Annotated in this window: 16 protein-coding genes; 12 read left to right on the top strand and 4 right to left on the bottom strand. The window is 55.7% G+C overall.

The window, feature by feature from the left end:
* Positions 1-4 precede the first annotated feature (4 nt).
* The 5 genes from QWY27_RS11255 (at position 5) to QWY27_RS11275 (ending at position 6425) form a co-directional block, all read left to right on the top strand.
* Positions 5-706: a c-type cytochrome gene (locus QWY27_RS11255; protein WP_290198463.1), complete on the top strand. Its 702-nt coding sequence runs from the start codon at positions 5-7 to the stop codon at positions 704-706.
* 139 nt (positions 707-845) lie between these two features.
* Positions 846-2900, top strand: coding sequence for a cytochrome c biogenesis protein ResB (locus QWY27_RS11260; protein WP_290198464.1), 2055 nt, complete (start codon positions 846-848; stop codon positions 2898-2900).
* Positions 2901-2940: 40 nt separating this feature from the next.
* Complete coding sequence (ccsB, locus tag QWY27_RS11265) at positions 2941-4272, top strand: c-type cytochrome biogenesis protein CcsB (RefSeq protein ID WP_290198465.1); 1332 nt, start codon at positions 2941-2943, stop codon at positions 4270-4272.
* A complete protein-coding gene (locus tag QWY27_RS11270; RefSeq protein ID WP_290198466.1) occupies positions 4269-5474 on the top strand; it encodes an MFS transporter in 1206 nt (401 codons plus the stop codon). Before ccsB ends, QWY27_RS11270 begins: the two co-directional genes overlap by 4 nt.
* A gap of 9 nt (positions 5475-5483) precedes the next feature.
* Positions 5484-6425, top strand: a complete 942-nt coding sequence (locus QWY27_RS11275) for a DMT family transporter (RefSeq protein WP_290198467.1) — start codon at positions 5484-5486, stop codon at positions 6423-6425.
* Positions 6426-6464: 39 nt separating this feature from the next.
* Here QWY27_RS11275 and lysA read toward each other — a convergent pair whose 3' ends face one another.
* Together lysA and lptM are read right to left on the bottom strand one after the other, a co-directional pair.
* Positions 6465-7748 carry a diaminopimelate decarboxylase gene (gene lysA / locus QWY27_RS11280; RefSeq protein ID WP_290198468.1) on the bottom strand — a complete coding sequence of 428 codons (1284 nt, stop codon included), beginning with the start codon at positions 7746-7748 and terminating at the stop codon, positions 6465-6467.
* Positions 7749-7777: 29 nt separating this feature from the next.
* Positions 7778-7999 carry an LPS translocon maturation chaperone LptM gene (gene lptM / locus QWY27_RS11285; RefSeq protein WP_290198469.1) on the bottom strand — a complete coding sequence of 74 codons (222 nt, stop codon included), beginning with the start codon at positions 7997-7999 and terminating at the stop codon, positions 7778-7780.
* Between the two features lie 32 nt (positions 8000-8031).
* Here lptM and cyaY point away from each other — a divergent pair, with 32 nt between their 5' ends.
* Entirely contained in the window at positions 8032-8361 is a 330-nt protein-coding gene (gene cyaY / locus QWY27_RS11290) for an iron donor protein CyaY (RefSeq protein ID WP_290198470.1), read from the top strand.
* A gap of 34 nt (positions 8362-8395) precedes the next feature.
* Here cyaY and QWY27_RS11295 read toward each other — a convergent pair whose 3' ends face one another.
* Positions 8396-10822, bottom strand: coding sequence for a penicillin-binding protein 1A (locus QWY27_RS11295; protein ID WP_290198471.1), 2427 nt, complete (start codon positions 10820-10822; stop codon positions 8396-8398).
* A 79-nt stretch (positions 10823-10901) separates the two neighbouring features.
* Between QWY27_RS11295 and QWY27_RS11300 the strand changes: the two genes are divergently transcribed.
* From QWY27_RS11300 to QWY27_RS11315, 4 genes are read left to right on the top strand one after another with little or no spacing between them, the layout of a single operon-like run.
* Positions 10902-11621 carry a shikimate kinase gene (locus QWY27_RS11300; RefSeq protein ID WP_290198472.1) on the top strand — a complete coding sequence of 240 codons (720 nt, stop codon included), beginning with the start codon at positions 10902-10904 and terminating at the stop codon, positions 11619-11621.
* On the top strand, positions 11609-12697 hold the full coding sequence (gene aroB / locus QWY27_RS11305; RefSeq protein ID WP_290198473.1) for a 3-dehydroquinate synthase: 1089 nt from the start codon (positions 11609-11611) through the stop codon (positions 12695-12697). The genes QWY27_RS11300 and aroB overlap by 13 nt, the downstream gene beginning before the upstream one ends.
* A gap of 54 nt (positions 12698-12751) precedes the next feature.
* Positions 12752-13891, top strand: coding sequence for a deoxyguanosinetriphosphate triphosphohydrolase (locus tag QWY27_RS11310; RefSeq protein WP_290198474.1), 1140 nt, complete (start codon positions 12752-12754; stop codon positions 13889-13891).
* A 16-nt stretch (positions 13892-13907) separates the two neighbouring features.
* Positions 13908-14759, top strand: coding sequence for a hypothetical protein (locus QWY27_RS11315; protein ID WP_290198475.1), 852 nt, complete (start codon positions 13908-13910; stop codon positions 14757-14759).
* On the opposite strand, the gene uvrA is transcribed toward QWY27_RS11315, so the two are convergent.
* Positions 14756-17728 carry an excinuclease ABC subunit UvrA gene (uvrA, locus tag QWY27_RS11320; RefSeq protein ID WP_290198476.1) on the bottom strand — a complete coding sequence of 991 codons (2973 nt, stop codon included), beginning with the start codon at positions 17726-17728 and terminating at the stop codon, positions 14756-14758. The two genes, QWY27_RS11315 and uvrA, sit on opposite strands and share 4 nt — an antisense overlap.
* Positions 17729-17827: 99 nt before the next feature.
* Between uvrA and QWY27_RS11325 the strand changes: the two genes are divergently transcribed.
* Complete coding sequence (locus QWY27_RS11325; protein ID WP_290198477.1) at positions 17828-19018, top strand: MFS transporter; 1191 nt, start codon at positions 17828-17830, stop codon at positions 19016-19018.
* Positions 19019-19131: 113 nt separating this feature from the next.
* Positions 19132-20958: a bifunctional metallophosphatase/5'-nucleotidase gene (locus QWY27_RS11330; protein WP_290198478.1), complete on the top strand. Its 1827-nt coding sequence runs from the start codon at positions 19132-19134 to the stop codon at positions 20956-20958.
* The last annotated feature ends 15 nt before the right edge of the window (positions 20959-20973 follow it).

Raw genomic sequence — 20973 nt, forward strand, 5'->3', positions numbered from 1 at the left:
TTCAATGAAGCGTGTGCTGTCCAAGGTAGTGCTTGTGAGCGGGTTGCTGCTTGGGGTGTCTGCCATCTCCACTAGTATGGCTGCCGGTCCTGTCACGGGTCCCGCCAAGCCTGACGCGGCCAAGGGTGCCCAGCTCTATGAGCAGGGCGATGCGGCGCGTGGCATTGTGGCCTGTGCCTCCTGTCATGGAGCCAACGGCAACAGCACGATCCCTGCTAATCCCAACCTCTCCGCTCAGTCGCACGAGTATTTGTACAAGCAGCTCGTCGAGTTTCGTATCAAAGCAGGCGCCAAGACAGCGTTGCGCAAGGGTGCCGATGGCGCGCCTTCGGTGATGCAGGCGTTGGCGACTCCGCTGACTGAGGCCGATATGCATAACCTTGCATATTTTCTGTCTTTGCAAAAGATGACCCAGCCTGCAACCGCTACCAATGAAAAGCTGGTTGAGCGTGGTCAGAAAATCTGGCGTGCCGGCATTCCCGAGCGTAATGTCCCTGCTTGCGCAGGGTGTCATTCGCCCAATGGAGCTGGTATTCCGGCACAATATCCACGTCTCAGTGGACAATACCCTTCTTACATTGAAGATCAGCTCAAGCTTTTCCGTTCCGGGCACCGCGGCAACTCAGCGATGATGAACCAGATCGCCGATCGCATGTCGGATGCGGATATCAAAGCAGTGTCTGATTACGCAGCTGGTTTGCGCTAAGTTAAAACTACGGTCGCAATACGAACGAAACCGTCTAGCGCAAGACTGGAAGTAAAAAGGGGGGTCGCACAGACACCCCTTTTTTTTCGCGCGGAGAATTATCCGTTCAATCATCTGCACCCATGGCAATGAATCGATCATGACAAAGACTGTTTCACGACCACTGGCTAATTTCATCGAGCTCCTGAGTTCGATGCGCTTTGCGATTAGTCTGTTGGTTTATATCTGTTTGGCTAGCATCATTGGTACGGTCATTCCCCAAGGCCGTTCCGCCAACAGTTATATCGATCAGTTTGGTCCGTTCTGGTTCGATGTCTTCAACAAATTCTCGATTTGGCATATTTATAACAACTGGTGGTTCCTGGTCACGATGGCGTTTCTCGTGACCTCTACCAGCCTGTGTCTGATCCGCAATGCACCCAAAATGCTCAAAGAAGCGCGATCGTTTCGTGAGCACATTCGGACCTCTAGCCTGCAGTCTTTTCACCATCGGGTCGAGCTCGACACGACGCGAGCAGTCCCTGCGGCAACGGCTTCAGTTCAGGCTTGGCTTAAGCGCCAGGGTTATGCCGTGCGTCAACGCGATGAGGGCGATTCGGTTTTGCTTGCCGCAAAACGGGGTAGCGGAAATCGACTTGGATATATTTTTGCGCATGCCTCGATTGTGATCATCTGCGTGGGTGGCTTACTGGATAGCGAGTTGCCAGTGCGTCTGCAGGTCTGGCTCATGGGCAAGACCCCGATCGTGGAAAATATGCTGATTGCAGATGTGCCTGAGCGTGGTCGCTTGTCTGTGAATAACCCAAGCTATCGTGCGAACGTCCTGATCCCAGAAGGCAGTTCGCGCGATTCTGCTGTTGTCAATATTGACGATGGTGCTTTGGTGCAACCACTGCCTTTCAGCATCGCGCTCAAAAAATTCATCGTGGATTATTACTCTACGGGTATGCCGAGCCGCTTTGCCAGCATTGTCGAGGTGACGGATCCCGATACGGGTAAAAAGTTCGATGCCACGATCGAGGTCAACGAACCTTTGCATTTCAAAGGCGTGACGGTTTATCAATCAAGCTTTGACGATGGTGGCAGTCTGGTGGAGCTGGTGGGCTATCCACTCGCGGGTCCGAGCGATAAACCTTTCGAGTTGAAGTCGCGCGTGGGGCAGTCCAGCGATGTCACGATGACTTCGGCTGGCAAAGCGCTCAAGGTCGAGGTGACCAAGCTGCGTCCGATCAATGTCGAGGATCTGTCTGCCGGGGATCCCTCCACTCCAAAGCCTTTTGGTGAGCATGTTGCAGCCGTTACCGGAAGCGCTGCAGGTAAGACAAATAAAAATCTGCGAAATATTGGTCCCAGTGTGGAGTATCGCGTGATTGATGAAAGTGGTCAGGCGACGCTCTTTCATAATTACATGGTGCCAGTTGAGTTAGATGGTGCGCGTGTGATGCTGGCGGGCGTTCAGGAGCCTGGCGGTGCAGGATTCCGTTATTTACGTTTGCCTGTCGACGAAGACAGCTCAATGGGTGACTTTATACGCTTGAGAGCCGCCTTGTCTGATCCCGCGGCCCGTCAGTTGGCGACGCAACGCTTGGTGGCAAACTATGGCGGTAGCCCTGAAGAACAAAAAGCACTCCAAATCTCTGCTGAGCGGGCGTTGGATACTTTTGCGACAGGCGGATTGCTTGCGATTTCAAACTTCTTGGAAAAAAATGTGCCCGAAGCCGAGCAGCGCCGTGCGGCAGACATCATTATTCGCCTGCTCGGTTCCTCGATCGCAGAGTTGAGAAATGTTGCGCGCGAGCGTGCGGGACTGGCGCCTGTCAATTACACGCCTGAAAAAATGGAAGAGGTCGCAGACTGGTCGAGGCTTGCTGTAGCGGGCCTTTCTGATCTCGCGCTTTATCCTTCGCCAATCATGATGTCGCTGAAAACATTTGAGCATGTTCAGGCCAGCGTATTTCAAGTCAGTCGCACGCCAGGAAAGATCACGGTCTATATCGGCTGCCTGTTGTTGATCATTGGCATATTTACCATGTTTTATGTGCGAGACCGCCGTATCTGGGTTTGGTTGCGCCCCGCTGAGACCACAGGCGGTACGAGAGTATTGGCGGCTATGACCTCGCAAAAGCGTACACTCGATTTCAATCGTGAGTTCGACCGTTTCAAGCAGGCGTTGGCGCGCCTGAACCAAGGCTAGCCGACCGGCACGCCGCAACACTGATCATTGAGATACCGTTATGAATGAACCCATTGCTGCTGTTGCAAACGATTGGGATGATTTGTCGGAGTCGGGTGATGGGCGCATCGAGCGCGGTCGCCCCGACTGGACGGATGCACTCTTTTTTATCTTGCTGGCTGTTGGAGCAGGCTTCGCGCTGAATCAATATAGCCAGTCGATGGATGTTTACGAGAAAACCATTTTGGTGCTGACGGTACCTGCACTGACTTGGCTGGGTTGGTTGTGGCGACCCTTGCGAACCTTAATGATCGCCATGGCGGTGGCCTCATTATTTGCGATCTGGCTGTATCAGGGTGACTTGGCCCGCGCTGAACAGGTTTTCTTTTTAAAGTATTTGCTTTCTTCCCAGTCGGCCATTCTCTGGATGTCGGTGCTGTTTGTGATCGCCACGTTTTGCTACTGGGCGGGCTTTGTGAGTGTGACAGCGGCCTGGTTGGGGACGGCTTTGACGTGGGGCGCTGTTTTTGCGGGCTCCACAGGTATGCTGGTGCGTTGGCGCGAGGGACATTTGATGGGGCCTGACCTGGGTCACATCCCGGTCAGCAATCTTTACGAAGTCTTTGTCTTGTTCGCGCTGGTCACCGCACTGTTTTATCTTTACTACGAGCGCCGTTACGGCACGCGCGCGCTGGGCGGTTTTGTGATGCTGGTCATCACCTCTTCCGTCGTATTTTTGCTTTGGTATTCCTTCACACGCGAGGCCTATCAGATCCAGCCTCTGGTGCCGGCCCTGAAAAGCTGGTGGATGAAAATCCACGTACCGGCAAACTTCATCGGCTATGGCACTTTTTCTCTGGCAGCCATGGTGGGTTTTGCCTATCTGGTCAAGCAGCATGGTCAGACAAAGTCCTGGCTCAAGCTGGCACCTCTTTTTATCCTCGGCGTACTGCTGGCTGCCGAGCCCATGGTGTTCCGCACGGAAGGCTTGTCCGCGACCTGGATGATTTACTTCGGGATCGGTGCGGTGATTGTCGGGACGATTTTGATGTTCCGTGCGCCCATTGCCGCCCGGCTGCCTTCTTTTGAGGTGCTCGATGACATCATGTATCGTGCGATCGCGATCGGCTTCGCCTTTTTTACGGTTGCCACCATTCTCGGCGCCTTATGGGCCGCCGATGCCTGGGGTGCGTATTGGCAATGGGATCCCAAGGAAACCTGGGCACTGATCGTTTGGCTGAACTACGCCGCATGGTTGCATTTACGCCTCATGAAAGGCTTGCGTGGCACGATGGCCGCATATTGGGCACTTGTTGGTCTGTTAGTGACCTGTTTCGCCTTTTTGGGCGTTAACATGTTCCTTTCAGGTCTTCATTCTTATGGTGCGCTTTGACGCCAGCTAAACCTTGGGTCGTGTTGCTCGCGACCCTAACAGTACAGTCTCTTGTTGCGATGGCCTTGTTAAACCTGCCGGTGGTTGCACCGGCGGTGGCCAAAGATGTCGGAATATCCACAAATTATCTGGGAGCCTATGTCTCGCTCGCCTATTTCGGCGCGATGGTGGCGACCTTGTTGGGCGGAGCGGCGGTCAAACGCTGGGGCGCGATTCGGCTGAGTCAGTCCGGACTTGTTTTAGCCGCGATCGGCCTGTTTCTCTGTGCGATGCCCTATGTGGAAACCATTGCCCTGGGCGCGCTGTTTATTGGCGCAGGCTACGGTCCAATTACTCCCGCAAGCTCACACTTGTTGATTAAATCTACGCCCGCGGAAAAATTATCTTTCGTTTTTTCGGTCAAACAGACCGGTGTGCCCCTGGGCGGCATGATTGCGGGGGCGACGGTACCCACTCTCAATATCTGGATCGGTTGGCAATGGGCTTTTATTTGCGCAGGTATCGCGTGCGCGTTGTGTGCCTGGGCCGTACAGCCCTTGCGCGAGGGGTTGGACGATGATCGGGATCCAACCGTGAAGCCATCCCTGGCGACAAGTTTTGTGTTGCCTCTGAAGCTGATTTTCAGTCATCGCACCTTGCGTAAATTGTCGTACATGTCCTTTATGTTCTCGATTGCACAGATGGCACTCATGGGCTATCTGGTGACATTTTTGTATGAAGATCTGGGCTGGAGTCTGGTGGCGGCAGGTGGTGCGCTGACTGTCGCGCAGGCCGCTGGCGTTTCTGGTCGTATGCTGTGGGGCTATGTGTCCGATCGCTGGCTGGGTGCGACCATGATGCTGATCGTGATTGCCGTGATGTTGGTGATTGGCGCGTTGGGAACCGCTTTGCTGGGACCCGAGTCTTCGCCCTGGTTCCTGTTTCCCGTGCTGGTCATTTTTGGATCTTCAGCAATCGGCTGGAATGGCGTGTTCTTAGCTGAAATCGCGAGGCAAGCGCCTAAAGGCCAGGCAGGTATTGCCACGGGTGGCACACTTTGCATCACCTTTTTAGGTGTCATGGTGGGCCCGCCACTATTTGGTGTGCTGGCAGGCCTGCTGAGCAGCTATGGCTTGAGTTATGGCGTGATGGCTTTGCTTGGTGTGTTGATATTGATGCTGTTGGTCCCTCTCTATCGCAATCCTACAGTTGACACTAACTAGTTTGTCGACATGACCCCTTCCGCCAAGAGCTTGTCAGACTCGAGCACGTTGTCCCAGCAACGTCAGTGGCTGGTGGGTTGCGGGATCTTCTTGTGCGCCCTGTCATGCTTTTCTTTGCTCGATGCTTTGGCCAAAGATCTGGTGCATCGCTACTCAGCGCCGCTTGTCAACATGGCGCGTTACTCCGTGATTGTTGTGCTGGCGTTCGCCGTGATGCGTGCAAAACGCGTCTCCATTTTCGCGCCTAAAGAGTCACGAGCCTTGCTTGTGCTGCGTGGCGCGATGCTAGGTGTGGTGGGCATTTGTTTCATTCCTGCTCTGCAGTATTTGCCGCTCGCGGAGGGAACTGCCATCTATTTTGTCGCACCGTTGATCGTGGTGATTTTCGCGCCTTTTGTGCTGGGTGAGCGTGTCAGCTGGAAGCAGTATGCCGCCGTACTCGTTGGCATGGCGGGGATGTTGCTGATCGTGAATCCTGGCGGTGATTTGTCTCTGATCGGCTGCGCGCTGATGCTCACTTCAGCCTGTGCGTATGCGCTGGTGCAGTTGCTGACCCGCAAGCTGGCGAACCGTGTGGAAAGCGAGCAGATGTTTGTTTACGCAGCCAGCACCTGCTGGTTCATGGGTTTTGCCGTTATGCTTGTTTTTTGGCCAGAGGTGTGGCCCACAGGCCGTGATCTGCTGGAGATGCTTGTGATGGGCGCATGCGGGGGCGTTGGCCAGTATTTGTTGATCCTGGCCTTTAAGCGCGTTCCTGCTTCGACGTTGGCGCCACTGAATTATTTTCAATTAGCCCTGGCAGTGATACTGGGCGAGCTTTTTTTCGGACAGATGCCAAACCTGCAATCGTTTGCAGGCATTGCGCTGATTGTGTCGGCAGGCTTGGCACTGACGTTACCGATGTTGATCGCCTCACTCAGACTCAGGGCGGTTCAACGCGGCAAAACTTAATCCCGCAGTCGTAAGTCCGCAAGCCTTAATACGCAAGCCTTAATCCGGCAGGCAGCTCTCGCCCCGAATGAGGTCTGCAAAGGTCTCACGTTGGCGGATGACATAAAAGTGTTCGCCATCGACCATGACCTCAGCCGGACGCGGACGACTGTTGTAGTTGCCCGCCATGACAAAGCCATAGGCGCCAGCCGACTCGATGGCTAGCACATCACCCTCGTGCAGCGCGAGGTGGCGCGCGCGGGCAAGCCAGTCCGCGCTTTCGCAAACCGGACCGACAACGTCGTACAGCGTATGCTCACTGACGCGCGGCTTGAGTGGCAACACCCCATGCCAGGCTTCGTATAAGGCGGGGCGCATCAAGTCATTCATCGCAGCGTCCACAATCGCAAAATTACGCGCTTCTGTCAGCTTCAGATACTGCACGGTTGTGAGCAGCACGCCGGCATTGCCAACGAGTGAGCGGCCCGGCTCAAGCACCAGTTCGAGATGATCGAAACCGCGAGCCTTGAGCTCCGCGAACACTTTGTCGAGCAGTCGTTTAGGCGCAAGCGGTGTTTCGTCATCGTAGCGAATCCCCAGTCCGCCGCCCAAGTCTAAATGCTTGAGCGCGATACCCATGCCGACCAATTGTTCAATGAGCTTGAGGAGCTTGTCGAGCGCATCCAGATAGGGACTGACTTCGGTGATTTGCGAGCCGATATGACAGTCGACACCGACGACCTGAATCCCGGGTAGCGTGGTAGCGAGCTGGTATGTTGCAGGCGCTTCTTCGATGGCAATCCCGAATTTGTTTTCCTTGAGGCCGGTGGAGATGTAGGGATGCGTTTGGGCATCCACATCGGGATTGACCCGTAGGGATACCGCGGCCACCTTGCCAAGACGCGTGGCGACCGCAGAAAGTTTCTTGAGCTCAGGGATCGATTCAACGTTAAAACACTTCACGCCCGCTTCAAGTGCGGCTTGCATTTCCCAGTCTTGTTTGCCAACGCCGGAAAAAACGACTTTGGCAGGGTTGGCGCCTGCGGCCATGACGCGCGCAAGCTCTCCGCCAGAGACAATATCGAATCCACTCCCCAACCGTGCGAATTCTTTGAGTACGGCGAGATTGGAGTTGGCCTTCATCCCAAAGCACACCAGCACACGATGCGCGCCGATGGCCTCTTGGTACGATGCCCAGGCTGTCGCAAGCGCGGCGCGTGAATAAACGTAGAGAGGGGTGCCGAGTTGTTGAGCGAGAGTCGACAGCGCAACACCTTCGGCGAACAGCTCGCCATTGCGATAGTGAAAGTGTGGTGATCCTGCGGGTGTGGCGGCGGTTGTCATAGAGTGTGAGACGATGATTGATTCGGACATTAAAGCAGCGTTGAGGCGGTCATGTTGGTGCTGTGGGTATTCGGTGTTTTGCGCATGGGCTCAAGCACAATAGCCACAGTTGCTGGAGCAGGCTTTGCCGTTGTGGGTTTGGGCGGAGGCATGTAAAGAGGTCCTTTAAAGCCGCAGCCAGCCAGCCACCCCGATAGGGTGAGCATCGCTACAATGCCTGCAAAACGACGACGATGGATTTTGCGAATCACTGCACACTCCCTCAACTTTGAGGATAAGGATTATGAACGATACTGAATTTCACACACGCGCAACCGCCATTCTAGATGCAATAGAGGCTCAAGCCGATCATTGGTTTGAACAAATGGATCTCGATGTTGAAACCAAGCGCAACGGTAACGTGTTGAACCTCATTTTTGAAAGCGGTCACCAGGTTGTCATTAACAGCCAGGCGCCCTTGCACGAAATGTGGCTGGCGGCTCGCTCGGGCGGTTTTCACTACAAGTTCGACGGCCAGCACTGGAAAGACACGCGTGGCGGCAGTGACTTGCACGAGCTGCTTTCGCAAATCTGCTCCGAAGAAACCGGACAAAAACTCTCAGTCAAGCTTTAAGTCGTCATCGCGCGACCCGCTATCCGGCAGCTTGTTAGTTGCCAAGCGGCTCGCGTTGATTACCCCCACGGCTACTGCTGCTTTCGCTACCGCCTAAGCTCTCGAGCAAATCGCCCAGCGAGTCTTGTTTCGGATCACCCAGACTTCTGACAGACTCCTTGGGCGGGAATTCTTTGAAATACATATTGCCGCCCTCGATAATCAAGCCTTCAGGCGGTGGACCTCGTTTTTGTTCTGGAAAGTCCTTCAGCGCGTTTTGCATGTAGCCCAGCCAAATAGGCAAGGAAGCGCCACCGCCGGTCTCGCGTGAGCCCAGGGATTTGGGTTGGTCAAAACCCAGCCATGCCACCCCTACGATCTGGGGGGTGTAGCCAGCGAACCAGGCATCGACTGAATCATTGGTGGTGCCTGTTTTACCGGCCAAGTCGCCACGTTTGAGGACTTGTCTGGAGCGCGCCGCCGTGCCGGAGGTGGCCACACCACGCAACATATCGTCCATCACGTAGGCGGTGCGTGCATCAATCGCGCGCGCGGCCGAGTCGCCCGCTACGGTAGGCTTCGCACGCATCAGGACCTGGCCATTGGCATCGGTCACGTGATCAATCAGATAAGGCGTGACGCGGTAGCCGCCATTGGCAAAGACAGAAAACCCGGCGGCAAGCTGCATGGGCGTGACAGCCCCCGAGCCAAGCGCCATGGGCAAGACTGCGGGATGCTTGGCCTTGTCAAAGCCGAAACGGGCGATGAAGTCCTGGGCGTACTGCGGCCCGATGGCTTGCAAAATCCGGATGGAAACCATGTTTTTAGAGCGCGCGATCGCTTCGCGCATGGACATCATTTCCCCGTATTCGCCCCCGTAGTTTTTCGGCGTCCAAGCCTTTCCGGAGCCGGTCTGTTCGGCTGTGAGCTCAAAGGGCTGATCCGAAATCATCGTGCCAGGCGTCAGGCCCCGTTCGAGAGAAGCCGCGTAGATAAAAGGCTTGAAGGCCGAGCCTGGTTGACGCCAGGCTTGGGTGACACGGTTGAAGTTACCGTGATAGAAGTCAAAACCACCCACCATGGCACGCAAGGCGCCATCCTGGGGCAGCATCGCCACAAAGGCTGCTTGTACTGCCGGGAGATTGATGATCTCCCAGTAGGCTGGTGTTTTGTGCAGATAGACCACGGAGCCGCGCTGCAGACGCTGGGCGGCCGGTGCTTTCGGATTCAGGGCGCGTGCGATCACGCCAAGCGCTTTTTTGTCGTTGATGACAATGATGTCCGAAGAGCTGCGGGCGACACGCACCTCGTTAGGCTTGACCGAGAGCACGACGCCCGTGAGCAGGTCGGTGCGGTCAGGGTGTTTGTCAAACACCTCATCGAGAAACTCATCGAGCTTAGCCGCGTTGTCTTCTAAGCCCGCGGGCAGAGTGAGCTGCGCTTCAGGGCCGGGATACGGCGCGCGACGGGTGTAGTCGAGCACACCCTCCCGCAGCGAGTCATAGGCCCATTTTTGGTCTTTGGATTGAATGGTTGTGTAGACGTTCAGTCCGCGCGTGTACACATTATCCGGATAGATGCTGATCATCAGCTGGCGAGCGAGCTCGGCGGCGTATTCGCCATGCACCGCATAACCACCTGCGGGCGTGCCTTGCGAGGGCTTGATTACGACGGGCTGTGCCAACGCCGCCTTGTATTCGGCTTCGGTCAAATAGCCAAGCGAGTGCATCCGTCCTAGCACATAGCGCTGGCGCAAGATCGCCCGGGGCTTGTTGGCGATCGGATTAAAGCGAGAAGGCGCTTTGGGGATGCCTGCGAGCAGCGCGGCATCGGCAGCGGTGATTTCCGAGAGTTCTTTACCCAGATACACGCGGGAAGCCGCAGCAAAACCGTAGGCGCGATGACCCAGATAAATCTGGTTCAGGTAGAGCTCAAGAATCTGGTCCTTGGAGAGGCTGGCTTCGATTTTGAAGGTCAGCAACAGCTCGTAGAACTTGCGCGACCAGGTCTTTTCAGAGGAAAGATAAAAATTTCGGGCGACCTGCATCGTAATGGTGCTGGCGCCCTGGCTTTTCTGCATGGAAATCAGGTTGGTCAGACCCGCGCGCACCACGCCGATCCAGTCGATTCCGCCGTGCTGATAAAAACGATCGTCTTCTGCGGAAAGTACGGCTGATTTCATCACATCGGGAATTTCGTCAAAGCGCAGCACATTGCGACGCTCTTCGCCAAATTCGCCGATGAGTACCTTGTCAGCGGTGTAGACGCGCAAAGGCACACGTGGCCGATAGTCGGTCATCGCATTGAGATCCGGCAGGTTCGGCCACGCCAGCGCGAGCGCCATGCCAAGCAATAAGGCGCCACACAGGGCGAGCCCTGCGGACAGGATCGTGAATTTCAGTAAAAACCTGACTAGAAACGAGCCTTTCGGCTTGTCCGCAGTCTGGTCTTCTTCGTCGTGGGGATGGGTATATTTGCTCATTGCCGCATATTTTAAAGGTTTTGCGAGGGTTTGCCCGGATCTGTTTGGGACTCGGGGCGGTCAATGGGATAATGGCGAGATGAATAATGACACGCTTGCGCCCGAGCCCACCCCCTCCGGCGACTTGAATCCAGTCCTTGAGCCCCAGGATCTGCCCCAACATGCAGGTCTGCTGGAGCATGACAGCCCGATTTTTCTGGTCGGGATGATGGGTGCCGGCAAGACAACGATTGGAAAGGCACTTGCCCGGGTACTAAATAGAGAGTTCATTGATCTCGACCATGAGTTAGAGGCACGATGCGGTGTGCGCATCCCTGTGATCTTTGAGATCGAAGGCGAGCAAGGGTTCCGTAAACGTGAGTGCCAAGTGCTCGATGATTGCACCGTCAAGCCGAATATCGTGATGGCGACGGGCGGGGGCGCAGTGCTTGCCGAAGAAAATCGGCTTGCCTTGAAAAGTCGCGGTATCGTGCTGTATTTGCGGGCAAGCGTCGAGGAGCTGTATCGCCGCACGAGCAGGGATCGCAATCGCCCTTTGCTTGCCACCCCGGATCCCAAGGCGACATTGCGCACGCTGCTTGGGCAACGCGAGCCGCTCTACGAGTCAGTGGCCGATATCGTGGTCGATACGGGAACGACTTCGGTCAATCATTTAGTGGCCCATATCGTTGAACGTCTGCAGAGCGTGAACAAGCAGATCGACCATGGCGCACAAAGCCGCCCAGGCAACTCCTCGGCCAGCATGCGCGCCGATTTTGCAGCCACTCATCCAGAAGAGAACAAGCCATGCACACCGTAGAAACCGTCCAGGTCGCAACCCCGGGTGGTCATTACCCCATCCACATTGCCCCCGGCCGGTTGGCCACGCTTGCGGCAACTATTCCGGCTGATGCCACTTCCATCGCGCTGGTGACCAACCCCGTCATCGATAAACTAATGGGCGATACGGTCAGGCAGGTGCTTGCCCAAACCGGCAAGCGCATCGTCCCGATCATTTTGCCCGATGGTGAGGCGCATAAAACCTGGGAAACGTTGAATCAGATTTTTGATGTCATGCTCGGCGCGCAACTTGATCGCCGTACGGTGATTGTCGCGCTGGGTGGCGGAGTCATTGGCGATATGGCGGGCTTTGCCGCGGCCGTCTACATGCGCGGTGTGCGTTTTGTGCAGGTCCCGACGACGTTGTTGTCCCAAGTCGACTCTTCTGTGGGCGGCAAGACTGCAGTCAATCATCCGCTTGGCAAAAATATGATTGGCGCGTTTTACCAACCGATCGCGGTCGAGATTGATACTGATGTGTTGAAAACCTTGCCTGACCGTGAAATGTCTGCAGGCTTGGCCGAGGTCATCAAATACGGTTTGATTCTTGATGCGCCTTTTTTCGAATGGTGCGAGAGACACGCGGGCGGTTTGCGTGCACGCGATCCCGACCTGTTGGCGCAGGCGATTCGACGCTCATGCGAGTTCAAGGCATGGGTCGTTTCACAAGACGAGCGTGAAAGTGGTTTGCGCGAGATTCTGAATCTCGGCCACACGTTTGGACATGCCATTGAAGCCGGTTCTGGCTATGGCGCTTTGTTGCACGGAGAGGCGGTGGGTACCGGCCTGATCATGGCGGCTGATTTGTCTGCGGAGTTGTTAGGCTTTGCGCGCGCAGATGTCGAGCGTGTGCGCAAACTGGTCGAGGCGATTGGTTGTCCGACAGTCGGTCCGCGGCTGGGCGGCGTCGAACAGTGGCTGTCTCTGATGCGCGGCGACAAGAAAACCCGTGCGGGAGAAATCACTTTTGTGCTGATGCCCAAAATCGGTGAAGCGATTCGTCGTGGCGCTCCCGCGGAGTTGGTGGAGCGCGTGATTTTGCGCAATACAGCTTGAGAGATAGCACGCTCGGCGAAATGCCGACCTGCCTGATAGTCAAGGGAGTCCGAGATGTCTGAGTTAGCACCCTATGCTTCATATTCCGAGCATAGTCGTGGGCGTCGCTATCCAGAGCCCGCGCCAACGAACCGTAGCGAGTTTCAGCGTGATCGTGACCGAATTGTTCACGCCGGAGCCTTCAGGCGGCTTGAGTACAAAACACAGGTGTTTATCAATCACGAAGGCGATTTGTTTCGCACGCGATTGACACATTCTTTAGAGGTTGCGCAGATCGCGCGCGTACTGGCGCGCAGTTTGCGGTTAAACGAAGATCTGACCGAGGCGATCGCGCTGGCGCATGATTTGGGACATACCCCTTTTGGTCACGCCGGACAGGACGAACTCAACGCGTGCATGCGCGAATTCGCGCCCGAGGCAGGCGGCTTTGAACACAACTTGCAAAGTTTGCGCGTCATTGACGAGCTTGAGGAACGCTATGCGGCGTTCAACGGTTTGAATCTTTGTTTTGAAACACGCGAGGGCGTGTTGAAGCACTGCTCACTGGCGCACGCACGATTGCTGGGTGACGTGGGTCAGCGGTTCATTGACCGCACCCAACCATCGCTTGAAGCGCAGCTCGCCAATCTCGCCGATGAAATCGCATACAACAATCACGATATAGATGATGGGCTGCGCTCCGGCTTGTTGACGATTGAGCAGTTGCAAGCAGTGCCTATTTTCATGCGTCATTATTCAGCGATGTCACAGAAGTGGCCCGGCTTGAACGAGCGTCGTGTCGTGGCCGAGACGATCCGCAGCATGATTAACACCTTGATTACGGATGTGACACAGACGACGCAAGCGAACTTGCTGGCAGCCGCCCCCGCGCATGCAGATGCCGCCCGTTTGTGCGGACCGCTCGTTGCGTTTTCACCCGCGTTACGCGCAGAGGCCGATGCGCTAAAAAGGTTTTTATTTGAAAATTTATATCGTCACTATAAGGTGATGAGAATGACCAACAAAGCACGGCGGATTGTGCGAGAGCTTTTCGATGCATTCGTGCATGAACCCCGTTTGTTGCCGCCCGACTACCGGCATGAGCAGCCGGGCGCACAGGCACGCGCGATTGCCGACTACATCGCAGGGATGACGGATCGCTACGCGATTCGTGAGCACCACCGGCTGTTTCGGATGGGCAATCAGTTTGATTAGTATCAGGGAGAACGTTATGACATCCACCCGCTTGGGTTTATTGGCTGTGAGCATCGTGAGTATTGGTTTGTTGTCTGCTTGCGCACAACAGGCCGCTGCGCCAATTCGAACAGTCGATCGCGCCGAGGCCCCCACGGCTGCAGTCGCTATTCCCGTGGCGCCTCCCACGACGAACGTTGAGGCTGCCGCGCCATCCTGGACAAGTCCGCAGGCTGAAGCATCTGGCCAAATGCCGGCTCAAAATCAAATGCCGTCTCAAACACCTCCTCAATCTCAAATACAAGCCCCTGGTCAGGCAGCTGCTGTGATGACCAGTGGTCAGGCGCAAGAAGGCGAGCAGCGTCTGGCGCTTGTGCAAGTGTGTCAGGCCAATGAAATGGGCGTACGTGATCAGTGTGCAATGGGATTTGCTGACACGCGCGCGGGTCGCGAGGTGACCAGCCAGGTTCAGGCCTATTATTTGTCGACGAGCGCAAGCCTGGCGCCAAAGGTTTCTTTTGATAACTATTGTGCGTCGGGATGGCTCGCGACCGTCGTCTCGATACAGGGTACGGTACAAGGCGGTGGTGTGCTCCAGACCCAAGCGGCCGTTTGCGGTCATCCTTCGCCTGGCAATGCCCTGACAGCCTTGTTCAATGCCTGCGACGCACAGACGCAAGGCGGTTGCCGTCAATCCACTTCAGTCAAGGTCGCCTGGGGCTATTGGGATGGTAAACAAATGCCCGGCACCGAAGCGGATGTCGGACGCCCCTATTCCGCGGATCGCTTTAGCGATGCGCAAATGTGCGAATCGGCACTCCCGCTTGTCGAGTCCGGGCTGTGTCCGTCCAGCGCGGCAGTGCCACTGCGCCTGCTTGGCTTGCCTTAAGTTTTGAGGCTGTCAGCCTTGGCATCGTCCGCTTTGTTACCGCTCGCTTTGACACTGTCCGCTTTGACTACGCTTCGCTTGAGCTGAAGTGACAAGACCTTGCCAAGGTAATGTCCGGTGTGACTCGCTGCGCAGGCTGCGATCATCTCGGGCGTGCCTTGAGCAACGATTTGTCCACCCCCATTGCCGCCTTCGGGACCCATATCGATGACCCAATCAGCGGTTTTGATGACGTCGAGATTGTGTTCAATCACGACCACCGTATTACCGGCCTCAACGAGTTGATTCAACACGCGCAGCAGTAAGGCGATGTCGTGAAAATGCAAACCTGTGGTGGGTTCATCCAGGATATAAAAGGTCTGACCCGTGCTGCGTTTGGACAACTCAAGTGAAAGCTTGACGCGTTGGGCCTCGCCGCCAGAGAGCGTGGTGGCACTTTGCCCGAGACGCAGATACGACAAGCCCACATCCATCAACGTTTGCAACTTGCGCGCAATGGCAGGTACGGCTTCGAAATACGTCAGTGCCTGCTCAACAGTCAGCTCGAGCACCTCGTGAATGTTGCGACCGCGATAGCGGATTTCAAGCGTTTCACGGTTATAGCGTTTGCCCATGCAGACATCGCACGGCACATACATGTCCGGGAGAAAGTGCATTTCCACTTTGACTACGCCATCGCCCTGACAGGCTTCGCAGCGACCACCCTTGACATTAAAGCTGAACCGACCCGGATCATAGCCGCGCGTGCGGGCTTCGGGGACACCGGCAAACAGTTCACGAATCGGTGTGAACATACCTGTATAGGTTGCGGGGTTGCTGCGCGGCGTGCGGCCGATCGGACTCTGGTCAACGCTGATGATTTTGTCAAAATGCTCGAGACCCGCCAGACTCTCATAGGGTGCGGGTTCGGCTTGCGCGTGGTGAAGCGCGCGCGACATGACCACGGCAAGCGTGTCATTGATGAGCGTGGATTTGCCTGAGCCCGATACGCCAGAAATGCAAACAAACTTTCCCGCCGGGATACGCAGATCGACGGACTTGAGATTGTTGCCTGTGCATCCTGTGAGCGCCAGCCATTTTTGTTCAGCTTCGAGGGGGCGGCGCTTTGGCACGGCAATCGCCTGCGCGCCACACATGTATTGACCCGTCAGCGAAGCCGGATTGTGCTCAATCTGCTCGGGCGTTCCTTGCGCAACGATCTGCCCGCCGTGTTCGCCGGCACCGGGACCCATGTCAACCACCCAGTCAGCCTCGCGAATCATGTCCTCATCGTGCTCAACCACAATCACGCTATTACCCAGGTCGCGCAGATGATGCAGCGTCGCGATCAGACGATCGTTGTCGCGCTGATGCAGACCGATTGAGGGTTCGTCGAGAACGTACATCACGCCCGTCAGGCCCGAGCCGATCTGACTGGCTAAACGAATACGTTGCGCTTCACCACCAGAGATGGTGTCGGCGCTGCGATCAAGAGAAAGATAGTTCAGGCCGACATTATTCAGAAAGCTTAATCGCGCTTCGATTTCCCGCACGATCCGCTGCGCGATTTCGGCCCGCGCACCGGTGAGCTGGAGTGTTTGAAACCATTTCAAACAGGTCGAAAGCGGTTGCGCCTCGACTTCGTAAATGGCCAGCCCCTGCTCTTGCCAATTACGGCCTTCGGGCGTGTCGATCAGAGATTTCGGCGGCGCGATGGTTTCAGAACCGATCCGCACATGCCGTGCCTCGGCGCGCAAGCGTGAACCGTGGCAGTCGGGACAGGTTTGCACCGCGCGATATTTGCCAAGTTCTTCGCGCACGGCAGAGGAGTCTGTTTCTTTCCAGCGACGCTCGAGGTTTGGAATCACACCTTCAAAGGTGTGGCGCTTGACCGTACTGCGACCACTTTCATTCAGATAGAAAAAGGGAATTTCGACATCGCCCGAACCATACAGCACGATTTGTCGAATATCCTCGGGCAGGCTTTCCCAGCTCGCCTCGATGTCAAACTCATAATGCGTCGACAAGCTCGACAGCATGGAAAAGGTAAAGGCGTTGCGCTTGTCCCAACCCCGGATCGCGCCTGAACCGAGACTGAGCTCCGGAAAGGCCACCACACGTTTGGGATCAAAAAAGCCGACATGTCCCAAACCATCGCAGCTCGGACAGGCACCGACCGGGTTATTAAAGCTAAATAGCCGCGGCTCGAGCTCAGGTAGACTGTGGCTGCAAACCGGACACGCATAACGGCTGGAAAACAGATGCTCTTCGTTGGTGTCCATGTCGAGCGCGACCACGCGACCCTGCGCCAGCGTCAGCGCCGTTTCAAAGCTTTCGGCTAGGCGTTGTTTGCTCTCAGGTTTGATCCGTAAACGGTCGATCACAACATCGATGTCGTGTTTTTCATTCTTGTTGAGCTCTGGCATGCTGTCGAGGTCGACCATCTGACCATCGACGCGCACACGAACAAAACCTTGCGCTTGCAAACTCGCACACTCGTCGTCGAAACTGCCCTTGCGGGTGCGCGCGATCGGCGCGAGGATGGCAAGCCTGCGTTCCGCAGGCCAGTTCAGCACGCTATCGACCATCTGGCTGACACTTTGTGCCGCGAGCGGTAAACCATGAGAGGGGCAATACGGAGTTCCGACACGCGCGTAAAGCAGTCTCAGATAATCGTGAATTTCGGTGATGGTGCCAACTGTCGAGCGTGGATTGTGGCCCGCCGCTTTTTGTTCGATCGAAATCGCGGGTGACAGCCCCTCGATGAGATCCACGTCCGGTTTGTCCATCAACTGCAAAAACTGCCTGGCGTAAGCCGAGAGACTCTCGACGTAGCGGCGTTGCCCTTCGGCGTACAGCGTATCGAAGGCGAGCGAAGACTTGCCCGAGCCAGACAAGCCCGTGACGACTACGAGCTTGTGCCTGGGGAGGTCCAGAGACACGTTTTTGAGGTTGTGGGTGCGAGCACCCCGGATTCGGATTTCGTCCATGACACGTTTTTGAAAGCCAACTTGGTACTATACCGTGCTGGCGCGTCAATCGTCTGATACCCCTTCACTCTGATTTAAGTTCCTGACCCTAGATTCTTGATGTCCGAACACACTCCTTTATCCCTGACTCCAACTGAACGCCGTGCCAGCGTGGCCTTGGCCAGCTTGTTCGCCGCCCGAATGTTGGGCTTGTTCTTGTTGTTACCGGTCTTTGCCGTGGCCGCACAAGGCTTGAAAGGCGGACATGACCCGCTTTGGGTCGGCATCGCCCTCGGCATGTATGGTCTGACACAGGCCTTTATGCAGATTCCCTTCGGTTTGGCCTCGGATCGTTGGGGGCGCCGTCCCGTGGTGCTGGCAGGTTTGACTCTGTTTGTGATCGGGAGCGTTGTCTGTGCCTTGTCGGACGATATTTTGTGGGTCACGATCGGCCGTGCGATCCAGGGCTCGGGCGCCATTTCCGCAGCGGTGACCGCGTGGTTGGCTGATGCGACGCGACCCGAGGTGCGTACCCGCGCCATGGCGATGGTGGGTGGATCGATTGGTTTGTCCTTCGCCTTGTCCTTGGTCATCGCCCCCTTGATTGTCGGCTCGACAGGCCTGGCGGGATTGTTTTGGACAATCGCCCTGTTGGGGGTAGTCTGTCTGGCAGTGGCGCGGTTTGTGGTGCCGGTCGTCGCTCCTACGCCCAAGCCCCTGCATCCCGCTCGGCCAAGGCAAGTGCTCACTCACACAGATTTGCTTAGGCTTAATTTTGGTGTGTTTTGCTTGCACCTGATCCAGATCGCGATGTTTGTCGTGATTCCCCCGCTGTTGCTCAAGCTCGGTGGCCTTGATGCCGAATCACTCTGGAAGGTTTATCTGCCCGTTATTTTTGGCTCCTTCATTTTCATGGTGCCGGCTATTTTTGTCGCGGAAAAGCGGCGTGCGCACCGTGCCATGCTGCGCCTGGCTGTTGCGGGCCTTGTGCTGGTCTGTGCGTTTTTGCCATGGGCCAGCCAGAACTTTTACCTGCTGGCTTTTGGGCTGACAGGATTTTTTGTGATGTTCAACGTCCTGGAGGCGTTACAACCCTCACTGGTGTCGCGTGTCGCCCCGCCCGAGCTCAAGGGCCTGGCTCTGGGTTTTTACAACACCTCACAAGCCGCTGGTTTGTTTTTAGGGGGTGCACTGGGCGGTTCAGTCGCGGTACTGGGTGGAGCAAGCGCGGTATTCTGGTCTGCTTGCGGACTCTCCGCCTTGTGGCTGGTGGTGACTTGGGGCTTAAAGCCCCTTAGTGCGAAGCACTGATTAAATGTCGGAATTGGTCGATTTTTAAAGAAATGATTGTCTTTAGAATCCTGACCTAAGGATCAATGCTTCACGCATAGAGATCGATCATCTTTAGGTCAACCGGCCCTGCCATGAATAAAATTTTTCGCACACCCCTGCTCGCCTTGTTGGGTTTGTTGATCATCACAGGCTGCACAACGCCTCAAGATCGCTCAAGCCAGGCGGGTGCCATTTCAGTCAAAATCATTGCGTTGAACGACTTCCATGGTTACTTGAATCGTGCGGACAATGCAGAACTGTATGTGAGTGATCCGGATCAACCGAATAGTCCAGTCAGGGTGCAGGTCGGTGGGGTGGCCTATATCGCCAGCCTGATTAAAAAACTGAAAGCGGAAAATCCGAACGCGATCGTCGTGAGTGCGGGAGATTTGGTTGGCGCGTCTCCCGCGATTTCATCTTTTACTCAGGATGAAGCGACCATCAACATCATGGGCCAGATGGGAATGGAAGTCTCTGTCGTGGGTAATCACGAGTTTGACCGCGGCAAGGTGGAGCTTTTACGTTTGCAAAACGGTGGCTGCGCGCCTGGCAAAGAAATCGGTGTCGATACCTGTGTCAAAGATGGCGCGTTCAAAGGCGCGCAGTTTCCTTATCTTGCGGGAAACGTGATTGATCAAGACACACAGAAGCTTTTGTTCCCCGCGACCTTTACGAAGAAATTCGGTGATGTGACAGTCGGCTTTGTGGGCGTGACTTTGCGTGACACACCCAAGGCCACCCGCGGCGCAGGCGGGCTTACTTTTCTGGACGAGATCGAGGTGATCAATACCCAGGCGTCGGCCTTGAAAAAGCAAGGCGTGGAGGCGGTCGTTGTCTTGCTCCACCAAGGGGGCGGCACAACAGCCAAAACACTGAACGATAAAACCTGTCCCGGTCTCACCGGACAAATCATCCCGATTGTTCAAGGGCTTAAAAATGTCGATGCGGTGTTGAGCGCGCATACTCACCGCGAGTACGTCTGTACCGATCCCAAGACGGGTATTTTGTTTACCCAGGCAAACTATTACGGCAACGTCGTGACCGATATGACGCTGGACATTGTGCCAGGAAAGGGCGTTGTCTCGAAAAAGGCCGATAACATCCCTGTGCTCACAGAGAACAATAAAAAACTGCCACGCGGATATACCGTGTTGAGCAAGGACCCTGAGATTGATCGCGAAGTCCAGCGCTATGACGAGATCTCCAAGAAAAAGCGCGCGGTGATCCAGGGCTACATTGCCGCACCATTACCCATGATCACGATCGCCGGCACAAACTCCAGAAATAACAATGCCGAGCATTTAATGGGAGACGTCATTGCGGATGCTTACTTAGCAAGCGCACCGGCCTCTGTTCAAGCAGATATCGCCTTGTTGAATCCGGGCGGCGTGCGCGGCGGATTGCGTCAGGCAGGTCCCGTGACGTATGACCAGCTATTTGGCATCGCGCCCTTTGGCAACAATTTGTTTTATGTCGACCTGACAGGTGAACAATTGATTCGCCTGCTTGAACAGCAGTGGGAGGAACCCAACTGCAAGAACAAGCCTCTGGTGGTGAACCAAGTCAATATGTGTGGCAGGCTTTTACAGCCAAGCGCGACGCTGACCTATACCTGGGACGTGTCCAGAGGTCCGGGTAAACCTAGCGGCAAGGGAGACTTGGTCTTGGTCGACTCTATCAGGATCGGTCCCAATCAGGAGCCTATTGATCTGAAAAAGAAGTATCGGATTGTGACGGACTCGTTCCTGGCCGAAGAAGGCGGAGACAATTTCACCGTCTTTAAAGAGGGTACCGGATTGCAGGATATGGGTGATGTCGATATCGAAGCAATCGTCGCCTATTTCAACAAGTTCACAAAATCATCTCCCATGCCTGCACCTAAAAAGCGGGTGACCTGCCATACGTGCCCAGCCGTTTAACACGTTCATACTCTG

Source organism: Zwartia vadi, from assembly GCF_030410375.1.
Classification (GTDB): Bacteria; Pseudomonadota; Gammaproteobacteria; order Burkholderiales; family Burkholderiaceae_B; genus Zwartia; species Zwartia vadi.